Source organism: Novosphingobium sp. B1, from assembly GCF_900176395.1.
Classification (GTDB): domain Bacteria; phylum Pseudomonadota; class Alphaproteobacteria; order Sphingomonadales; family Sphingomonadaceae; genus Novosphingobium.
In genome coordinates this window covers 374,902-394,021 of the sequence record NZ_FWXL01000002.1, presented here as the reverse complement: position 1 = coordinate 394,021, position 19,120 = coordinate 374,902, and the positions used below count along the sequence as shown (strand labels likewise).

General features: G+C 64.6%; 15 protein-coding genes. 5 read left to right on the top strand and 10 right to left on the bottom strand.

Features of this window, described 5'->3' with window-relative positions:
• Positions 1–2: 2 nt before the first annotated feature.
• The gene (locus B9A23_RS05210) at positions 3–2,903 is read right to left on the bottom strand and encodes a TonB-dependent receptor (protein WP_084277772.1); all 2,901 of its coding nucleotides are present in this window, start codon (positions 2,901–2,903) and stop codon (positions 3–5) included.
• A gap of 364 nt (positions 2,904–3,267) precedes the next feature.
• Between B9A23_RS05210 and B9A23_RS05205 the strand changes: the two genes are divergently transcribed.
• The 4 genes from B9A23_RS05205 to B9A23_RS05190 all read left to right on the top strand — a co-directional run bounded on the left by B9A23_RS05205 (position 3,268) and on the right by B9A23_RS05190 (position 8,125).
• Positions 3,268–3,951 (top strand): SapC family protein, encoded by a 684-nt coding sequence (locus B9A23_RS05205; RefSeq protein ID WP_084277771.1) that lies wholly within the window; start codon positions 3,268–3,270, stop codon positions 3,949–3,951.
• Between the two features lies 1 nt (position 3,952).
• Entirely contained in the window at positions 3,953–4,975 is a 1,023-nt protein-coding gene (locus B9A23_RS05200) for a cupin-like domain-containing protein (protein ID WP_139797331.1), read from the top strand.
• Positions 4,976–5,147: 172 nt separating this feature from the next.
• On the top strand, positions 5,148–6,230 hold the full coding sequence (locus B9A23_RS05195) for an alpha/beta hydrolase (protein WP_084277769.1): 1,083 nt from the start codon (positions 5,148–5,150) through the stop codon (positions 6,228–6,230).
• On the top strand, positions 6,230–8,125 hold the full coding sequence (locus B9A23_RS05190) for an NPCBM/NEW2 domain-containing protein (protein ID WP_084277768.1): 1,896 nt from the start codon (positions 6,230–6,232) through the stop codon (positions 8,123–8,125). The genes B9A23_RS05195 and B9A23_RS05190 overlap by 1 nt, the downstream gene beginning before the upstream one ends.
• Here the strand turns inward: B9A23_RS05190 and B9A23_RS05185 are convergent, their stop codons facing one another.
• From B9A23_RS05185 to B9A23_RS05170, 4 genes are all read right to left on the bottom strand, one after another.
• Positions 8,126–8,428: a hypothetical protein gene (locus B9A23_RS05185; protein WP_084277767.1), complete on the bottom strand. Its 303-nt coding sequence runs from the start codon at positions 8,426–8,428 to the stop codon at positions 8,126–8,128.
• 168 nt (positions 8,429–8,596) lie between these two features.
• Positions 8,597–8,971, bottom strand: coding sequence for a hypothetical protein (locus B9A23_RS05180; protein ID WP_084277766.1), 375 nt, complete (start codon positions 8,969–8,971; stop codon positions 8,597–8,599).
• A 239-nt stretch (positions 8,972–9,210) separates the two neighbouring features.
• Complete coding sequence (locus B9A23_RS05175; protein WP_084277765.1) at positions 9,211–10,791, bottom strand: alpha-N-arabinofuranosidase; 1,581 nt, start codon at positions 10,789–10,791, stop codon at positions 9,211–9,213.
• A 67-nt stretch (positions 10,792–10,858) separates the two neighbouring features.
• Complete coding sequence (locus B9A23_RS05170; protein ID WP_084277764.1) at positions 10,859–12,274, bottom strand: sugar porter family MFS transporter; 1,416 nt, start codon at positions 12,272–12,274, stop codon at positions 10,859–10,861.
• Positions 12,275–12,543: 269 nt separating this feature from the next.
• On the opposite strand from B9A23_RS05170, the gene B9A23_RS05165 reads away from it, so the two are divergent.
• A complete protein-coding gene (locus B9A23_RS05165; RefSeq protein ID WP_084277763.1) occupies positions 12,544–13,596 on the top strand; it encodes a LacI family DNA-binding transcriptional regulator in 1,053 nt (350 codons plus the stop codon).
• Here B9A23_RS05165 and B9A23_RS05160 read toward each other — a convergent pair whose 3' ends face one another.
• The 5 genes from B9A23_RS05160 to B9A23_RS05140 form a co-directional block, all read right to left on the bottom strand.
• Positions 13,597–15,516, bottom strand: a complete 1,920-nt coding sequence (locus tag B9A23_RS05160) for a sialate O-acetylesterase (RefSeq protein ID WP_254895000.1) — start codon at positions 15,514–15,516, stop codon at positions 13,597–13,599.
• Positions 15,513–16,424, bottom strand: coding sequence for an SMP-30/gluconolactonase/LRE family protein (locus B9A23_RS05155; protein ID WP_254894999.1), 912 nt, complete (start codon positions 16,422–16,424; stop codon positions 15,513–15,515). The genes B9A23_RS05160 and B9A23_RS05155 overlap by 4 nt, the downstream gene beginning before the upstream one ends.
• On the bottom strand, positions 16,421–17,179 hold the full coding sequence (locus B9A23_RS05150) for an SDR family NAD(P)-dependent oxidoreductase (RefSeq protein ID WP_139797349.1): 759 nt from the start codon (positions 17,177–17,179) through the stop codon (positions 16,421–16,423). Before B9A23_RS05150 ends, B9A23_RS05155 begins: the two co-directional genes overlap by 4 nt.
• A gap of 55 nt (positions 17,180–17,234) precedes the next feature.
• Complete coding sequence (locus B9A23_RS05145) at positions 17,235–18,359, bottom strand: fumarylacetoacetate hydrolase family protein (RefSeq protein ID WP_084277762.1); 1,125 nt, start codon at positions 18,357–18,359, stop codon at positions 17,235–17,237.
• Positions 18,360–18,542: 183 nt separating this feature from the next.
• On the bottom strand, positions 18,543–19,115 hold the full coding sequence (locus tag B9A23_RS05140; RefSeq protein ID WP_084277761.1) for a hypothetical protein: 573 nt from the start codon (positions 19,113–19,115) through the stop codon (positions 18,543–18,545).
• Positions 19,116–19,120: the final 5 nt, after the last annotated feature.

Below are 19,120 nucleotides of genomic sequence, written 5' to 3'. Positions count from 1 at the left end.
CATCAGTAGTTGAAACGGGCGCCGAAGACAAAGCGGCGGCCGTAGTTGAACGTGTCGAGCGACATGTTCGAGAAGCGACCATAAGTGCTGTAGTTCGAATTGTTGAGGTTGGTACCCTCGACAAAGACCGACAGCTGCTTGGTCACCTGGTAGCTTGCGCTGGCATCGATCTGGAACTGGCGGTTCACGTTGACCGGTTCCGCACCGAACGTGCCGCCCTGCCCCTGGCCAAGACCAAGCAGGTACTTGTCGCGCCAGTTGCCCGCAACGCGCACTTCCAGGCCGTTCTTGTCATAGAACGCCACCAGGTTTGCCGAGTTGGCAAGGCCGGTGATGGCGAAGGCCGAACCCGAGATGTCCGAGGTGTCGAAGTTGCGGTTGGTATTGACCAGCGTGGCGTTGGCGTTGAAGCCGAAGCCGGTGTCGCCGAACACCTGCTGCCAGGCGATTTCCACACCGCGCACAACGCCGTCCGGACCGTTGACCTTGCTGTTCACCTGGAACTGCGCAGGCTGGTTGGTAAACGGATCGATCACGCCGTTGATCGTCTGGGTGCTGACGCCGCCGACGATGAAGTTCGAGATGAACTTCATGAAACCGTTGACCGCGAAGTACGAGTTGGAACCGTAGTACCACTCCACACCTAGGTCGAGGTTGTCGGCAAGGTAAGGCTTGAGGCCGGCGTTGCCGCCCGATGCCGCAAGGCTGCCCCTGCGCAGCGTGCCGAGGTTGATCGTCGGACGCAGATCGCCCAGTGCCGGGCGGGTCAGCGTGCGCGATGCATCGAAGCGCAGGATCAGGTTGGGCTTCACCTCCAGCTTCACGTCAAGGCTCGGCAGGACGTAGTTGTAGGAAATGCTGCGCTCGATGAGCTGCTGCGCCGTGAAGGTATCGACCTGGATCAGCGTCGGGTCGGTCGGCACCGTGATCAGCTTCACCGGATTGCGGCCAAGCGCGCCCGAAGTCAGCTTGGTGTACTCGTCACGTACGCCGGCGCTGACCTTGAACGGCATGTCGCCGATCTCGCTCTCGAAGTTGATGCGCAGGTATCCGGCGAAGGTCTGCTCCTTCACGTTCAGCACGCTGTCCGGATTGAACGCCGGCGCGGTGGTCCCGCCGCCGGTTGCTTCCAGCACCTTGTACACGGCAACCGGATCGTACTTGATGATCGCCGGAGCGAGGTTGCCCTGATAGCCGGGGATGAAGTTGTTGGTGCTGATCAGGCCCTGATAGACACTGTCGGGCAGCGGCGCGACGGCGCCGGTGCGGCCCGAAGGCGCGCCGTAACCGCCATAGCGGAAGAACGTGCCGTTCACGAACGGGCTTTCGCCTTCCTGGTGGTACTTGTTCTCCTGGAAGCTGCCGCCGAAGTGCACCTTCAGGTTGTCGCCATCCCACTTGCCGCCAATCTTGATCTGCTTGACCAGGTTGGTGAAGTAGTTGGGGAAGCCGGCAATCACGTGGCTACCGATCAGCGATTTGTCGGTGAAGCGGCTAACGTTTCCGCCGGGGCCGACATCGTGGATGCTCGGCAGGAAGTCGCTGCTAGGCCCGCCGATCTTCACGCCGGTGTTGGCGCCAAGGATCGTCGAATAACGGCTGCAAGAAGTCGGCGCGGTCGTCGGGCCGGCACCGGCGGGATAGGTGCAACCGGTCGACAGGAACGGTCCGTTCGGATCGGCATTGGTGCCGCCGTAACCGATGTCCATCGCGTTCTGGAAGCCATTGCGGCCGGGGTTGAGGACCGAGCGCGACAGCGATGCGTCGAAGTCGAAGCTCAACTGGTCGGACGCATCCCACTTCAGGTTGCCGCCGAACATGTAGGTCTGGTTGATGGTTCGGGCCAGGCTGGCGTTGAAATCCATCGGCGTGCCGAACTGGTTGAAGTCGATGACCGTGCCGTTGCTGTCCTGCTTGACGTTGCGCAGGTCATCGCCGTTGAACCATGCACCATAGCCATAGGTCGCAGTGTTCAGCGTCTGGCGGGTGAAGTTGCCGTCCAGCGTCAGCAGCACGTCGTCGCCTGCCTGCCACTGGTAGGCCAGACGACCGTCGATGCGCTCGTCCTTGGTGGTGATCTGGTTGGCGCCCACCTGCTGCGGGAACCAGCCGAGCACGTTCTTCTTCGCCGGCGTGAAGTCGCTGGTCTGGCAGGCCGGGTTTGCCTGGCACTGGTAGAAGTAGTTGCCGATCCAGCCCGGGATGAACACCTGGTTGGTTTCGGTGTCGACACGGCGATAGGCGGCATAGGCAAGGATGCCCATGGTGTCGTCGGCAAAGCGCGTGCTGGCCAGCGCCGCGCCCGAAGGCGTGACCTTGCCGCTGCGATCCTGCACCGCGCCCGATGCCTTGACCGCGAACTTGCTGTCGGCGCTGTCGAACGGCTTGGGCAGGGCCACATTAATCGTCGCACCGATGGCGCTGGCGCCGAGCTCGACGTCAGGCGTCTTGTAGACAGAGATGTTCGAGACGAAGTCGGAACCAATCGTGGTGAAGTCCACCGCGCGGCCGCCAGATGCGGTCGAAAGATGGCGTCCGTCGAACTGGGTGTCGTTGAAGTCGCCACCAAAGCCGCGCACGGTCACGCCGTTGGCTTCACCGCGAGCGCCCGACCGCTGGATCGAGATGCCCGGCAGACGCTGCAGCGCGTCAGCGACGTTGGCATCGGGGAACTTGCCGATGTCTTCCGCCGAGATCGCATCGACCACGCCCGATGCGGTGCGCTTGATTTCCATGTTGCGCTGAAGCGAACCACGGATGCCGGTCACGATGATCTCGGCATTGCTGGGCTCATCGCCCATGGCCTGCGGCGCTTCCTGCGCGGCTGCCGGCATGGCTGCTGCAAGCGCAAGCGCGCTCGCCGCGCTTCCGATCAGGAGCCGCGAATTGATGGATGTCCTCATACCCTCTCCACTGCTTTCTCTGACGGCCCCCCCGCCCGGGAAGATGATTGCAATCCGGCCGCCCCACCACAGGACCAGCAGCCGGAAACCAGAGCTTGCGCAGAAAGGGGTGCACACGGCTGTCCCGTGCTTCCCTGATACCTCTCACCACGCAGGCGCTCTGTCAGCGTCACCTTGCGAGACCGGTGTAACTTAACTAGGTAGCGCTATCAATAACAAATTGTCTGCGGAATAAACGGAATGCTGCGCAGTGTTGCAAGAAGGCCGCGGATCGCAGTAGACCAGGCTTGGTAGCGCGCACAAAGCATGGGCTGGCAAAGCACGGTAAACCGCGCCAAAGCTTGGAAAAGACGGGAGAGGAAATATGGCGGAACAGCTCGAGATCCTGAACAGCGAAGCGCATCGGTCGCTCGCCATGCACCCTCTTGCCGGCCCGCATCCCCACCTCGTGCAGATCTCCCTGCCCGAGGTCGAAGCGGCCGCCACATGCTGCCCCGTGCTGCTTGCCAAGTCTCCTGAGACGGGCCGATTCGCCATCGTCGCACTGTTTGGTTTCGCGCCGGGTGAAGTACTGATCGAGGGCGCGGGCACTGGAAACGCTGCCTTTCTTCCGCTCGAGGTCCGACGCCAGGGATTCTTCGCCTCGGATGACAACATCGCCATCGATCTTGCGCATCCACGCTTTGCCCCCGGCGGCTCGATCCCGCTGTTCGATGCCATGGGCGGCCCCAGCGACGAGATGCGCCTCGTGCAGCAGGCCATCGGCACGCTAATGGGCAACGCCGCGCGCACCGAACAGGTCATCGCCGATCTGGTCGCGGCCCGACTGGTCGAACCCGTCGACATTTCCCTGCGCTTCGACGATGGGCAAAGCGTATCGCTCGACGGGCTCTATACGATCAGCAACGACGCGCTAAACGACCTCGACGACACTGGAATCGTCAGACTATTCCGCAGTGGCGCGTTGCAGGCCGCATATGCCATCCGTGGCTCGCTGCGCCAGATCGGCCAGCTTGCCCGCCGCCGCAACGAACGCATCCATGCCTGACATGTCCGCGCGTCTGGGTCTGCTCGAGCTCGCCGCCGGTGACCCGGCGCTCGGCACTGCGGAGCAATTCCACGCGGCGGTCATCGCGCAGGGCAGTCCTGCGGTGATCCGCGACTTCTGCGCCGATCTGCCCGCCGTGCGCGCCGCCACCTCGGACAAGGCTGCGCTCGATCACCTGCTCGCCTATGACAGCGGCCGTCGCCCGCAGGTCTTCGAAGGTCACGCGGATAATCGTGGCCGCTATTTCTACAGCGACGATCTGTCCGGCTTCAACTTTACCCGCAGCGAAGTCCCGCTGGCGCAAGCCTTCGCCCGCATGCTCACCTGCGCGGAAGATCCTGCGCGGCCGACAGCCTATATCGGATCGCTTGTCGCGCCGGCCTACCTGCCTGGCTTTGCCGAAGCCAACCGCCTCGCCATCGTCCCGCCGCAAGTCGAACCCCGGCTGTGGATCGGCAATCCATCGACTGCCGCTGCGCATTACGATGCCTATGAAAACCTTGCCTGCGTTATCCACGGCGCGCGGCGCTTCACCCTCTATCCCCCCGATGCCATCGGCGATCTCTATGTCGGCCCGATCGACATGACCATGGCCGGCCAGCCTGCCAGCCTCGCGGCGGCAAGCGGCGATCCCGCGCGCTACCCGCGCTTTGCTGCCGCTCAGGCCCGCGCCATCACCGTCGAACTTGAACCCGGAGATGCCCTGTTCCTGCCCAAACTGTGGTGGCATCAGGTAGAGGCCACGGCGCCCGTCAACGTCATGCTCAACTACTGGTGGGACGCGACCGCCATCGGTCCCGACGCTCCGATCCTGTCGATGCTCCACGCCATGATCGCCATTGCCGAGAGGCCCGAAGCCGAGCGGCAGGCCTTCCGCGCCTTCTTCGATCACTACGTGTTCCGCACGCAAGGCCACCCCCTTGCCCACCTGCCAGAGGAACAGCGCGGCGTGCTGCGTGATATCAAGGGCGCAGGCTACGGCCAGATCCGCGCCATGATCATGCGCGCGCTGCGCGGCGGGTGAGACGGCTTGACTTTGCGCCCGTGCGCAAACTAGTCTGATTTAAACAGAGCTGCTGCACCGGGGCACAGGATCGCAGCGCCACATCCCATGAAAACCCTATTAGGGTCAAAGTCTTGGCCGTTCGGCCTGGGCGCTTCCTGCCCGTACCAGATAGAACCGGAGAGTCATGCCCATGCGCCTGTCCCGCGCCCTGCTCTGTTCGCTTGCCCCACTCGCAATTGGCGTTTTCGCATTTGCGCCTGCCCAGGCCCAGGTCACCACTGCCGCCCCCGCTGCGATTGCCAATGCGCCTAGGGCCAGCGTTCAGAAGATCTCCGTCCACGGCAAGGCGCTCGAGGGGGCGCTTGAGGGCGACAGCGCCGATCGCGATGTCTTCGTCGTCCTGCCGCCAAGCTATGCCAAGAACCCGAAGCGCCGCTACCCGGTCGTCTATGCCCTGCACGGCTATTCCATCGGCGCGCAACAGTGGATGGGCGAAATCCACGTGCCGCAGGTGATCGAGGGCGGCATGGCTCAAGGCGCGCGCGAGATGATCTTCGTCTTTCCCGACAGCAAGACTGCGCACAACGGCTCGATGTATTCCTCCTCGGCCACGACCGGCGATTTCGAGACCTTCATCGCCCGCGATCTCGTAAGCTACATCGACAGCAATTATCGCACCCTGCCCACGCGCGAAAGCCGCGGCCTCGTCGGCCATTCGATGGGCGGCTACGGCGCCACGCGCATCGGCCTGAAGCATGCCGATGTGTTCGGCGCGCTTTACCTGATGAGCCCGTGCTGCCTTTCGGCGCGCGGCCTGTTCGGCGTCACGCCCGAAGCGATGAAGGCCTATGCCGCGATGAAAAGCCCGGCGGACTCGGTCAACCTGCAATGGGCGCAACGCGGCACGCTCGCCGCTGCCGCAGCTTGGTCGCCCAACCCGAAGAGCCCGCCGCTCTATCTTGACCTGCCGCTCAACCCCGATGGCAAGACGCGCGACGATGTCATGGCCAAGTGGGCGGCCAACGCCCCGCTTTCCTTCGTCGACCAGTACATCCCCAACATGCGCCGCTATGCCGCCATCGCGATGGACGTGGGCGACAAGGACGGCCTCAAGACCGACACCGAAACCCTGCACAAGGTGCTCGAGACCTACGGCGTGGCCAACAACTTCACTCTGTACGAAGGCGACCACACCAACCGCGTCGCTTTCCGCTTCCAGGAGCAGGTCCTGCCCTTCTTCAGCCAGCATCTCCTGTTCGGAAGCGCCAAGTGATGCGCCTGGCCCCCACCGCGCTGCTTGCAGCCACCGCCCTCGCCGGCGCCGCAAATGCGGCTGACAAGCCACTGGCAGCCCAGAGCACGTGGAGCGTCACCGCGCGCGGTTCGGCCCCGCTGCCGCCGATGGGCTGGAACAGTTGGAATGCCTTCGGCACCGATATCGACGAGGAAAAGGTCATCGCCTCGGCGCAACTGATGGTCGACTCCGGCCTCGCCGCCAAGGGCTACCGCTACGTCAACATCGACGATGGCTGGTGGGCCAAGCGCCGGCAAGGCGATGGCCGCGTGCTTATCCGCACCGACAACTTCCCCTCCGCCCGAACAGCTGATGGCGACACCACCTTCCGCCCCTTCACCGACCGCCTCCACGCCATGGGCCTGAAAGCGGGCATCTACAGCGAGATCGGCCGCAACAGTTGCGGCCAGATCTACGGCGATCCCACCGGCCCCGGCCAACCCGCCGGCACCATGGCCGAGCGCGAGATCGGCCTCTACGGCCACATCGATCAGGACATCGCGCTCTACTTCGGTGAATGGAATTTCGACTATATCAAGGTCGATGGCTGCGGCATCCGCGCGCTCGCCGCCGACAGCCCGCAGGTCAAATCCGGCCGCCTGCGTGCGCTCGCTCCGCTGATCGACTACGATACCATCCCCCGCACCGACATTCCGGCAGTGAAGGACCTGTTCGCCCAGGTCGGCCAGGCCTTGTCGCGCAACAAGCCGGGCAACGATTTCGTCCTGTCGATCTGCCTGTGGGGCTCGGCCGACGTCCGCTCGTGGGCGCGCACCCTGGGCAACCTCTCGCGCACCAGCGAGGACATCTCGCCCAACTGGGAGCGCATGCTCCACAATCTCGATTCAGCCTCGCGTCGCGAACTCTATGCCAAGCCCAATAGCTGGAACGACCCAGACATGCTGTTCATCGGCAGCGGCGAATTTGACGACGCGCACCTGACCGAAGCGCGCTCGCACATGGCGCTTTGGGCCATGCTCAACGCACCGCTGGTCATCGGCTTCGATCTGCGCAAGGCCTCGCCTGCGATCATGGGCGTGCTCGGCAACGCGCAAGTCGTCGCGCTCAACCAGGATGCCGCTGCCAATCAGGCGGTGCTGGCCTACGATGGCGACAGCGTGCAGATCTTCGTCAAGACGCTGGCCGATGGCACCAAGGCGGTTGCCCTGTTCAACCGCACCGGCAGCCCGATCGATATGAAGCTGATTGCATCGCACCTCAAGTATCGCGCCGATGCGCCGATCACCCTGACCGACTTGTGGGACGGCGGCACGATGTCCTTCACCAGTGAACTGCCGGTTCATCTCGAACGCCACCAGACCCTGCTGTTCAAGGCCACGGGCACCCGCGAGCATGCACATGGGCTCTACTTGTCCGAACAGCCTGGCAACGTGAACCCGGCGGTCGACGGTGTCGTCCATCCCATGGCAGATCCGATGGTCTACCGCGGCCTCCTGCCGTGGCGCTCGACCAAGGCCGATGGCGAACATCCCGTCTACGGTGGCTGGGGCGGGGCAAGAGCCGACGCCACCCCCTTCGCCCAGACCCCGAAGATCGCCGGAAAGACCTATCACAGCGCCATCGGCACCCTGGCCAATTCGCGCCTCGAAGTCCGCAACGCAGGCTTTGCAACATTCACCACCCTCGCGGGCATCGACGATTCCACCGCCGATCCCACCGCCCGCGTCCGCTTCTCGGTCCACGCCGATGGCAAGCTGCTGAAGCAGACCGGATGGCTCAAACCAGGCGACGCGCCCGCCGCGATTTCGGTGCCGGTCAAGGGCGCAATGATCGTGGAACTGGTCGCCGAAGGCAATCGCCCGGAAATGCAGAACGTTGCCGTCAACTGGGCCGAGGCCGCCCTCGACCGCTGATCAGCGCCGAAGCCAGCGCCAGATCTTCAACGCACCCAATGTGACCACGGCCCAGAAGCCGAGGTCCGCCAGGAACGGGCCGGGCCGGAAATGATCCTGCGGCCCGATCTGGTGCGGCACGGAAGTGTCGGGACTATCCACCAGAAACGACGCCGGCCATCCAGCAACCACGCGCGGCAGCCAGTTCTGCTCCAACGGCCCCTCGAACCCATACATCGTCCGCTCGTCGGTGGCGGGACGAACCACCGCGCTCGCGCACGTCAGGAACAGGGCAACCGCGGCCACCAGGATCGCCTTGATCATTGGCCTTGAACGCTGAAACCGCACCAAGGTGCCCAGTTTCACGCTCCTCAACGTTCCTACTGGCTGCGGAGCCGGATGTCCGCCATTGGGTGATCCTCGCTTAAAGCGGACTTACAGGACACGCCGCCATTGCGGACATTAGCGTGACTGACTTGGCACCCACCCTGTCTAACGTGACATGAAGCAATCAACGGCGTCACCCCGAATGGGCGATACCCCACAACCGGAAGCGGATTTGAATATGAGAGCGAAATCACCGTCACAGTCGGGATCATAAGCAAGGAGGATATTCTCGTCCTCAGCGACGATAACAACCCGTCTTGGCACTGGCTTGGGCAGGCTTCTAGGAAAGCGTCCGTCGCCATCAATTTCAGTGAGGTAAGGCTCGATCAATGCCGCCCTCATTTCGTCTAGTTGCTGCAAAAACCATTCGGTGGGGAGTGCCTCGCCTAACTGATCAGGGCTCGGATCAGGCACCACGAAGGTTTCGATCTCCATCAGGACCTTTTGGCGGATGTCAGCTAGAGAGATGGGTGCTTCCATATTTCGGTGTGTGAGCCAAAGGCAATACGGGAGCAAGGTCTTCTAACACCCCAAAGCGGCCATCCAAGCAGCCCAAACTTCAACCCAAAACTTGCCGTTACCCGCGGCTCCAGGCGCGATCCCGACCCATCGCGCCCAGACAAAAATTGGCCCGGAAAGCACTGCGCTTTCCGGGCCGTTCAAGTATTGCAGCAGCCTCAGGAGGGAGGTTCGAGACCGCCGCAGGGCACCTCTTCAAATCACTTCGCAACCTTCACCACCGTTACCGAGCGCGGCGGCAGGGCAATCGTCACGCCGCCACCACCAGCCTTGCCGCTGATCGCCCTGGGGGCGACGACGGACGGCGCGGCAAAGGTGTTGATGCTGTCCACCTTGGGCGCGGTCAGCACTTCGCCGCTGGCAGTGCGGAAGCCGGGGATCGTCACGCTCGTGCCCGCATCGGGATCGACATTGACGAGCGAGACCCACACCTGCCCGCTCTTGTCCTTGGCCGCCATCGCATCCACGCGCGGCAGCTTGCGGTCACCCAAGGCAAGCTCGCCTGCGGCGAACTTCACCGGAGCGAACTGCGCATCCTGGAAGGGCACGTACATCTTGAACACGTGGTAGGTCGGCGTCAGCACCATCTTGCTGCCGTCGGTCAGGATCATGGCCTGCAGCACGTTGATCATCTGCGCGATATTGGCGATCTTCACGCGGTCTGCATGGCGCGCGAAGATGTTGAGGTTGAGCGCGGCCAGGATACCGTCGCGCAAGCTGTTCTGCTGCTGCAGGAAGCCCGGATTGCTGCCCGGCGTGGGCGAAAGCCACGCGCCCCATTCGTCCACCGCGATCAGCAGCTTCTTCTCGGGATCGTACTTGTCCATGATCGCGCTCTGCTTGGCGATCAGGCTGTCCATCTTCAGCGTCTCGTTGATCACGATCGCATATTCGTCATTGCCGAAGCCGGTGGCAGGCAGGTGCGGCGGCCAGCCTCCGGTGGTGTAATTGTGCAGCGAGACGCCTTCGATATCCCAGGAATAGACGTGGTCCTTCCACGCCTTCATCACTTCCTCGGTATAGTCGAGCTTGTTGCCGTCCCAGCCGACGGCAATGCGCTTCATCTTGTCCTTTTCTCGCTGCGCCGGATTGAAATTGCGCACGAAGTTGGAGAAGCGCTTCATCTCCTCGACATAGTGCTCGGCCGACATCGCGCCGCCGCAGCCCCAGTTCTCGTTGCCAAGACCCAAGATCGGCACCTTCCACGGCGCCGGATGCCCGTTGGCGGCACGCTCCCTTGCCAGCGTGGTGTCCTTCTCGGCAGTCATGTATTCGATCCACGCCGAAGCTTCTGCCGCCGTGCCCGAACCGATGTTCACCGAGATATAGGGCTCCGATCCGATCTGCTCGGCAAAGTCCATGAACTCGTGCGTACCGAAGGCGTTGGATTCCGGCACGCCGCCCCAGTTGGTGTTGATCTGCACGCGGCGCTTGTCGGCAGGGCCGATGCCATCGCGCCAGTGGTATTCATCGGCAAAGCAGCCGCCCGGCCAGCGCACGTTGGGCACCTTCAGCGCCTTCAATGCGGTGACCACGTCGGTACGGATGCCGCGCACGTTGGGGATGGGCGAATCCTTGCCGACCCACACGCCGCCATAGATTCCGGTGCCAAGATGCTCGGCGAACTGCCCGAAGATGTGCTTGTCGATGACCGGTCCGGCGGCCGTCGTATCGACCGAAACTTCGACCGAAGCGTCCTTTGCCAGGGCGGAAGTACCCAACCCGGCAGCAAACGTCGCCACCAGCAGCGCGTTACGGAATCTCTTGGCAACGGACGTCATCGAGTTCGCTCTCCTGTATCGCCGGGGGCCGTTTGCGCCCCCGGTCGTATTCTTCGGCGTCAGCGGATCAGTGCCCGCCCCAGCCCTCCATCTGCTCCAGCTCCTTGCCCTTGGTTTCGGGCAGGAAGGCCTTGACCAGCCAGAAGCTCACCGCCGCGCTCACGGTGTAGAGCACGTAGGTTTCGGCAAGGCCGAGGCCGCTGGCCATCGCCGGGAAGCTCTGGACCACCGCATAGTTCGCGCCCCACTGCGCCAGGCCACAGACGGCCAGCGCCGATCCGCGCAACTGGTTGGGGAACATCTCGCCCAGCATGACCCACATCACCGGGCCCCAGCTGACGTTGAAGAAGATCACGTAGATATTGGCCGCGATCACCGCGATCATGCCCAGCGAAGGATCCATCTGCAGCGCGCCGGCAGCGTCGAGTGTGCCTTGCGAGAATGCCCAGCTCATTGCGCCCAGTGCCAGCGTCATGCCGGCCGAGCCGACCAGCAGCAGCGGCTTGCGCCCCACCTTGTCGACCAGCGCCATCGTGATGAAGCACGCCGCGATCGAGACCACGCCCGAGATGATGTTGCGCTCGAGCGCCGCCTTCTCCGAAACGCCGGCCAGCTTCCACAGCGTCTCGCCGTAGTAGAAGATCACGTTGATGCCGACGAACTGCTGGAACACGGCAATGATCAGGCCTGCCCATACGATCGGCCGCAGCACCGTGCCCGGTGCCAGCACGTCGGCGAGGCGCGGACGGTGATCGGTCGCGAACGAGGCGCGGATTTCCTCGACCTTGCGGGCAGCCTCGGTCTCGCCGAAGATGCGCGTCAGCACGGCCTTGGCTTCATCGGGGCGGCCGCTGCTCACCAGGTAGCGCGGGCTTTCCGGGATGAACTGCAGCGCCACGAGGAACACCACTGCAGGCACGGCCTGCGCCAGATACATCCAGCGCCACGCCGGAACGCCTGCCAGTTCGCCCAGCGAATCCCCGGCCTGCTGCGCCAGCACATAGTTGACGACGAAAGCCGCGGTCAGCCCGGTGATGATCATCACCTGCTGAACGCTGGTCAGCCGCCCACGGATCGCCGCCGGCGCCACTTCGGAAATATAGGCCGGCGAAAGCACGCTCGCCGCGCCCACGGCCATGCCGCCGAGGAAGCGGAACACCACGAACAGCGTGTGGTTGTCGGTCGTCCCCTGTACCAGCGCGCCGACAAGGAACAGGATCGCGGCCAGCACCATGATGCGCTTGCGGCCGAAACGGTCGGCCATGCGCCCTGCCGTGAAGGCGCCCGCGGCACAGCCGACGAGCAGCGAGCCGACGGTGAAACCAAGCCCATTGTCATCGAGCGCAAAGGCCGCCTTGAGGCCCGCCTGCGTCCCGTTCACCGCGCCACTGTCGTATCCGAACAGCAAACCGCCGATTGTCGCCACCGAGACGATCGCGCCGACAAGCGCCATGTTGACCCGGTCTTGCTGCACTGCAGCCATTTCCCTCTCCCAACTCGTTGAACTGGCGCGAACACTGCCATGCGCGCGGCATAGCGTCGACGGGCCTGTTTACGTTCTCACCAGTTATCCCGGCCGGCTTGTCCGACACTGGACAGGCCCGCTCTCATTCATTGATAGCGCTACCTATCTACCGCAAGCACCTGCCCATGCAAGCGAGAATTGCGTTTAAGTCTGCTTTATTCCAAATCCGCCTTGCCAAGTGCGCGTGGCACGGTCAAGAAATCGGCGAACGGGAGCAACCTGAACCCATGAACGATACCCGATCGCGCCGCAGCGCCGGCCGCCCCACCGTCAACGATGTCGCTCGCCTCGCGCAATGTTCGCCGATGACGGTCAGCCGCGTCGTCAATGGTGGAACAGGCGTCCGCGAGGAAACCCGGATCGCGGTAGAGGCGGCGATCAAGCAACTGGGCTATGCTCCCAACCGTGCCGCGCGCAGTCTTGCAGGGGCCTCGCAACTGCGCATCGCGCTGCTCTATGCCAACCCTTCGGCCTCATATCTCAGCGAATTGCTGATCGGGTGCATGGACGCCGCAACCCGGCTTGACGCTCACCTCATGGTCGAACGGTGCGAGCCAGACCGCGACCAGTCGAAGATGATCGCCCGCCTCGTCGAAAGCGCGGTCGACGGCTTCCTGCTGCCACCCCCCTTGTGCGACGATACCGCCCTGCTCGCCCGCCTGCGCCGCGCCGGTACCCGCGCCGTGCTGATCGGGCCGGGACAGGCCGAGGCGCACCACGGCGTTGTCATGATCGACGACTACCAGGCCGCCTACGACATGACCCGGCACATCCTTGGCCTGGGCCACGAACGCATCGGGTTCATCATCGGCAACCCGCAGCAATCGGCCAGCGCCCTGCGCCTTGCCGGCTTCCGCGATGCCATGTCGGAAAGCGGCGCCAGCGTTGATGAGGCCCTCGTCCGCCAGGGCCTGTTCACCTATCGCTCCGGTCTCGATGCGGCGATGGAGATGCTCGGTACATCAGATCGGCCAACTGCCATCTTTGCTTCGAACGACGACATGGCTGCGGGCTGCGTTGCGGCTGCGCATCGCAACGGCCTCGATGTCCCCCACGATCTCACGGTCTGCGGCTTTGACGATACCGCCTTTGCCTCGAACATCTGGCCCGAACTCACCACGATCCGCCAGCCCATTCGCCAGATGGCCGAGACCGCGCTCGATCTCCTGGCGCAGGAAATCCGTGCCGACCGGGCGTCGGACAAGGCCAAGCCCCGTCTCGCCACGCTCGATTACGAGCTGGTGCGGCGCGATTCCGATGCAGCTCCGCCCAAGGGCTGATCAGTTCGGCGTAATCGCCAGTTCGAAACCGGGAACGGCCTGTGCGCGCCCGTCGAACAGGTTGACTACCGGACTGTCCGCCCAGCCGTAGCGGACGCGGGTTGCAGGCTTGCCGTCGCTGGCGATGACTACCGCATCACCATCGACCCGTGCCGGAGCAAAGCGGCATGCCCCGCCGGCATCGCACAGCTCGAACCCGTTTGCCGTGTCGGAACTCCACGCATGCAGTTCGCCTTCGACCCCGCTGAAGCTGACGCGCACCGCATTGCCTTGTGCCCTTGCCGCAACCGGCATCGGCAAAGCCTTGCCCTGCGCGCCCATTGCCAGCCGCTGCGCCACCAGCAGCTTGTTGGCGGGGTGAATGTCGGTCCGCTCGCCCAGGTCGATCGCCGTGGCGAGGAACGCCTTGGGATCTTCGGCCACGATCCGGCGCTGCACGTCGCGCGTGCGTGCCCAGCCCGATTCCACCGGCCTGTCCGTCGCCGGGCCATAGTTGGCCAGTTGCACGATGCCGACCTTCAGGTCCTGTCCGAACCGCGCGCGCCAGCCCGCGATCAGCGCCTTCATCCGGCGAGCATAGTCCGCCGTGTCGACATCGCTTTCGCCCTGATACCAGACCGCCCCATCCATCGCGAAATGGCCGAGCGGCGCGATCATGCGATTGTGCATCAGGCCGATGCCGGCATTGGCGTCCCACGGCGCGCGCGGCGGATAGGTCTTTGTCTGCGCGATGGCAAAGCGCCAGCCCTCGCCCAGCGGCACGGTCTCGCCGCTTGCCTGCGTCAGGAACAGGCGATCGGGCGCGCTGGCAAAGCCGCCGTTGCCGTAAGTGTTGGTCACGGCGACCATGATTTCGTTGGTGCCAGGCTTCAGCAACTTCGGCGGCACCGGATAGGACCGCTCCTCGTCCCAGCCGAAGGTATTGCCCACAGCCTGACCGTTGACGAATGTCATGTCCATGTCGTCAAGCACGCCCAGCGCCAATGTCACCCCGGCCTTGGCCTGTGCCGGCGTCAGCGTCACCTGCCGGCGCATCCACACGGTGCCGGTCGGCTTGGCCGCAAGCGCCGTCGTGTCCCACGCCTGCCAGCCCCGGATCGATGGAACCGGCTGCCATTGCAGGGCGTCAGGCTTGGTCCACGGCGTGCTGCCACCGGTCTCGCCTGAATACCAGGTCGTCCAGCGCGGCGTGAACTGCGTGACAGCCGCCAGCTTGTCGCGCGCGAACAGCGCCAGCAGCGCCATGTCTTTCGCCCCGCCAATCTCGGCGCCGGCTTCGGGATCGAGCCACGGCGTGACCTTCGATCCGCCCCAGCTGGCGTGAACCGCGCCGATCGGCACGCCCCGCGCCCGCCGCAGTTCGCGGGCCATGAACCAGCACACCGCAGAAAAATCGCCGCTGGTCTCGGGGCCCGAAACTGCCCAGCGCGTCGGCCTGCCGAATTCAAGCTCGGGCAGGTACGATGTCGTCTTCGGTACCTGCAGCAGGCGCAGCGCCGGATCGGCCGACATCGCCACTTCCACGCCGCCGTTCAGCGCGCGCGAAAGCTGGAATTCCATGTTCGATTGGCCCGAACAGAGCCACACGTCGCCCACCAGCAGGTCCGCCACGCGCAGCGTCTGTGCGCCCGCGCTGACCGTCAGGTCCACGGCCTGCGCCGAAGCTCCGCGCGGTCGGAACGTCAGCGCAAACGCCCCGTCCGCCCCGGCCTTGCCCTCGGCCCGTTCCGTACCAAGCGTGCCGGATACGACGGCGCCCGGTTCTGCCCGGCCCTCCACCACGACAGGCCGGTCGCGCTGGATCACGGCATGATCGCTCCACACCGCGCCCAGTTCCAGCGACGGTGCGGTAGAAACGGGTGCGGAAAGGGCCGGCGTTGCCACCCCTGCTGCCAGCACCGCCAGAACGGCGCGCCTCACGCCCAGAACTCTGCCAGCGCCGAGGCCACGCCCGGAACCTCGACATCGAACGCAAACAGGTCGCCCGCCATCGGCTGTGCCGCGAGCGCCGCCTCGTCCAGCCCCTTGCGCGCAGTGGTCACGAAAGCGCGCTTGAGATCGGGTCCGCCGAACGCCAGCTTGGTGACGTTGCCCACTGGCAGGTGCACCTTGCTCAGCAACTTTCCGTCCGCCGAATAGCGCGCCACGCCCCAGCCGTTCCACAGCCCGGTCCAGACGCAGCCTTGCGCATCGCACACCGGCCCATCGGGATAGGCGTCGGGAAAATCGGAAGCGGTATCGGCAAAGACCCGCGCCTCGCCAACCTCGCCCTCGGGTGAAAGCTCGGCCACCATGATCATCTTCGCCAGGGTGTCGGTAAAGTAGATGCGGCTGCCGTCAGGGGCGACCGCCGGCCCGTTGGTGATGCACACCGCATCCGGCCCCTGCGCGACGACTTCGCGGCGATGCGCGCGATAGAACCGTCCGACAGGAGCCGTCTCGCCATCGTCCATCGAACCGAAGAAGACACGGCCCTTGCCATCGACGCAGGCATCATTGAGGCGGTTGCCCGCAGGCTCGCCCGGCACTTGCGCCACTTTCACGCTGCGCCCGGTAGCGGGATCGAACAGATAGAGCCCGTCGCGCATGCCCGCCAGAAGCTGCCCGCCCTTGGCCGGCAGCACCCAGCCCACCTGATCGTGCACGGGAAAGCTCTCGTGCCGGCCCGTCACCGGGTCGAAGCTGTGGATGCGGTGGCTCTTGATGTCGGTGAACCACAGGCATTCGCGCGCCGCGTCCCACACCGGGCCTTCGCCCAGCGTGCAGCCAGCCTGCAAAACGCGGGCCACGGCGCCAGTCGTCATGCTATCGGCTCCTGCATCGCTCATCGCCATCCTCCGTCGACCCAGTATTCGTGCCCCGTGCAGAAGCGGGCATCGTCCGATGCCAGGAACAGCGCCATCGCGGCGATATCCACCGGCTGCAGTCGGCCCTTGAGGCATTGTGCCGCAACGATTTCCGCCTCTCCTTCGGGCGTGTACCAGCGCATCTGGCGCTCGGTCTGGACATTGCCCGGAATGATCGTGTTGACGCGGATGTTATAGGGTCCAAGCTCGCGGGCAAGACTGCGCGTCAGCCCTTCCACACCAGCCTTGGATATCTGGTACAACGCCAACTCGTCCAGCCCGAGGTGCCACGAGATCGACCCGAGGTTGAGGATCACTCCGCCGCCATTGGCCTTCATGTCCGGCCAGACGGCTTGCGATGCAAAGAACTTGTGCTTGAGGTTGACCGAAATCCGCTCATCCCAATAGGCCGGCGTCACGTCTTCCAGCACGTGGCGGTCATCACTGGCCGCATTGTTGACCAGCACGTCGCACCCGCCAAGCTCGTCGACCAGCCCCTGCATGGCAACGCCAAGGCCTTCCACATCGGAAACATCCTGCAGGCGGAACACCGGCAAATGATGCGCCTCGCCCAGCCGGAGCACCAGCCCAGCCGCCGCCTCGGCCTGGATATCGACAAAGCCCACCTGCGCGCCCTGCGATGCAAAGGCCTCGACCAGCCCTTCGCCGATGCCGCTGGCGCCGCCGGTCACGATCACCCGCTTGTCGCGCAGGCTGGGATACCGTGCGGCCATCAGCCGGGTCTGCGCGGCCTGCCCTGCAGCCGGATCGGCAAGCGTGTGATGTGGCATGTCAGGCCTTCTCCACCAGGCCGCGTTGGGCCAGATTGCGCATGAACGCGCCGATGCCGACCTGCCACTTGGGCGCATCGCGCGAGGTCATCACCGTGTTGGTCAGGGTGCCCAGCCGCTCCGACCGGATCGTCACCACATCGCCCACCTTGTGGGTAAAGCCGCCACCGGGCTCGTCGCGGTCCTGCACCGGCGCAAACAGCGTGCCGCAAAACAGCACGAAGCCATCGGGATAGCTGTGCTCGCTCATTGTCTGGTCCACAAGGTCCAGCGGATCGCGGCTGATTTCGGTCATGCGGTTGGTGCCTTCCATGCGGAAGTTGTCCTGGCCCTCGACCACCAGTTCAACTTCGGCCTGGCGCACGTCGTCGATCCCGAAGCCATTGCCGAACAGTCGGATGAATGGCCCGATCGCGCAGGACGCCGTGTTGTCCTTGGCCTTTGACAGCAGCAGCGCCGAACGCCCCTCGAAGTCGCGCAGGTTGACATCGTTGCCAAGCGTCGCGCCAACGACCTCGCCTGCCGGATCGACCACCAGCACCACTTCGGGTTCGGGGTTGTTCCAGCTCGAATCCGAACGCACCCCGATCGGCGCACCATGTCCGACCGTGGAAAGCACCGGCGATTTCGAGAACACCTCGGCGTCGGGCCCGATCGCCACTTCGAGATATTGCGACCACATGCCCTGTGTGATCAGCGCCTGCTTCAGCGCCATCGCCTCATCGCTGCCGGGCACAACCGCGCGGATGCCTGCACCGATGGTGGCTTCCAGCCCCTTGCGGATCTCGACCGCTGCCGCCGCATCGCCACGCGCGCGTTCCTCGATCACGCGTTCGATGGCGCTGACCGCAAAGGTCACGCCGCAGGCCTTCACGCACTGGATGTCGATTGGCGAAAGCAGGTCCCAGCCATCGGGCAGGCCATCCTCGATCGCGCCGATATCGCTACCACCGCCAAAGATCCGCCGCGCCACTGCACCCGAAACCGTGCTCGCCTCGCCAGTAATGTCGTGGATTCGCCCGCCTTGCAGAACGATCACGTGTGGACCATCCGGACCCTGCGCGCGGCCCAGAAACACGCCATCTGCATAGTCACGCGGCAGGCAAGCCGTAAGGCCCAAACCCATCAGTACATCCCCCGGCTTTCTCGTTGTCCAAGATTTCTAGAATTGATAGCGCTACCTTAAAGCGCACCAACCGCCTTGGCAAGTATGCAACAATGCTAAATCGTTGCGCGCAAGCCGTGCCATCCGGCAGCACAAATGCCCGGACAAGCGGCACTTGCGATCGTTAATTGCGTCAACCGCCCATCAGCCATCCCATGCATCGAGCGCGGCGCGATAGCTTTCGCCCTCGCGTTCCAACCGCTCCTTCAGCCTGCCGATGGCCGCGTCGAACTCGCGGCGCAGCGCGTCGCGCTCCTCTCGCAACCGCTCGATCCTTCCCGAAAGCTCGGCAATGGCACGTGCGGCATCGCGCTCCTCGTCCTCCAGCGCCTTGCGCGCTGCTTCCAGCTTTGCACGGCTGGGCGGGGGCTGGCGCTTGCGTGGGGCAGGCGGGGGCGGGGTCGACGGCTTCTCATCGTCACGATCGGCGCGTGGGGTTTTGCGCCGCGCCTCGGGCGGCGCCTGTGCCGCCGCCGCCACCAAGTGCTGCTCCAGCGTCCCGCGTGGCACGCGAATGACCTCGCCCGGGCGGTCGAGCGCGGCTTGGCAAACCTGCGGATCGCCAACCTGTTCGGCCATGCCACGGGCGAACAGGTCCTTGTCGGTCCCCCACGCCGCCAGCGCCGCCTTGCGGCTCGGCACGGCGACATAAGCGTCCTCGAACCCGGCGGTCGTCCGGAAAAGCTTCAGCGCGCGCCCTGTCTTGCCCTTGGCCATGCCAA

Coding starts and splice junctions, on each gene's coding strand:
- B9A23_RS05155 (WP_254894999.1), bottom strand. CDS start 16,424: ATGAGCGATGCAGGAGCCGATAGCATGACGACTGGCGCCGTGGCCCGC.
- B9A23_RS05190 (WP_084277768.1), top strand. CDS start 6,230: ATGCGCCTGGCCCCCACCGCGCTGCTTGCAGCCACCGCCCTCGCCGGC.
- B9A23_RS05195 (WP_084277769.1), top strand. CDS start 5,148: ATGCGCCTGTCCCGCGCCCTGCTCTGTTCGCTTGCCCCACTCGCAATT.
- B9A23_RS05175 (WP_084277765.1), bottom strand. CDS start 10,791: ATGACGTCCGTTGCCAAGAGATTCCGTAACGCGCTGCTGGTGGCGACG.
- B9A23_RS05210 (WP_084277772.1), bottom strand. CDS start 2,903: ATGAGGACATCCATCAATTCGCGGCTCCTGATCGGAAGCGCGGCGAGC.
- B9A23_RS05170 (WP_084277764.1), bottom strand. CDS start 12,274: ATGGCTGCAGTGCAGCAAGACCGGGTCAACATGGCGCTTGTCGGCGCG.
- B9A23_RS05180 (WP_084277766.1), bottom strand. CDS start 8,971: ATGGAAGCACCCATCTCTCTAGCTGACATCCGCCAAAAGGTCCTGATG.
- B9A23_RS05185 (WP_084277767.1), bottom strand. CDS start 8,428: ATGATCAAGGCGATCCTGGTGGCCGCGGTTGCCCTGTTCCTGACGTGC.
- B9A23_RS05140 (WP_084277761.1), bottom strand. CDS start 19,115: ATGGCCAAGGGCAAGACAGGGCGCGCGCTGAAGCTTTTCCGGACGACC.
- B9A23_RS05165 (WP_084277763.1), top strand. CDS start 12,544: ATGAACGATACCCGATCGCGCCGCAGCGCCGGCCGCCCCACCGTCAAC.
- B9A23_RS05200 (WP_139797331.1), top strand. CDS start 3,953: ATGTCCGCGCGTCTGGGTCTGCTCGAGCTCGCCGCCGGTGACCCGGCG.
- B9A23_RS05145 (WP_084277762.1), bottom strand. CDS start 18,359: ATGGGTTTGGGCCTTACGGCTTGCCTGCCGCGTGACTATGCAGATGGC.
- B9A23_RS05205 (WP_084277771.1), top strand. CDS start 3,268: ATGGCGGAACAGCTCGAGATCCTGAACAGCGAAGCGCATCGGTCGCTC.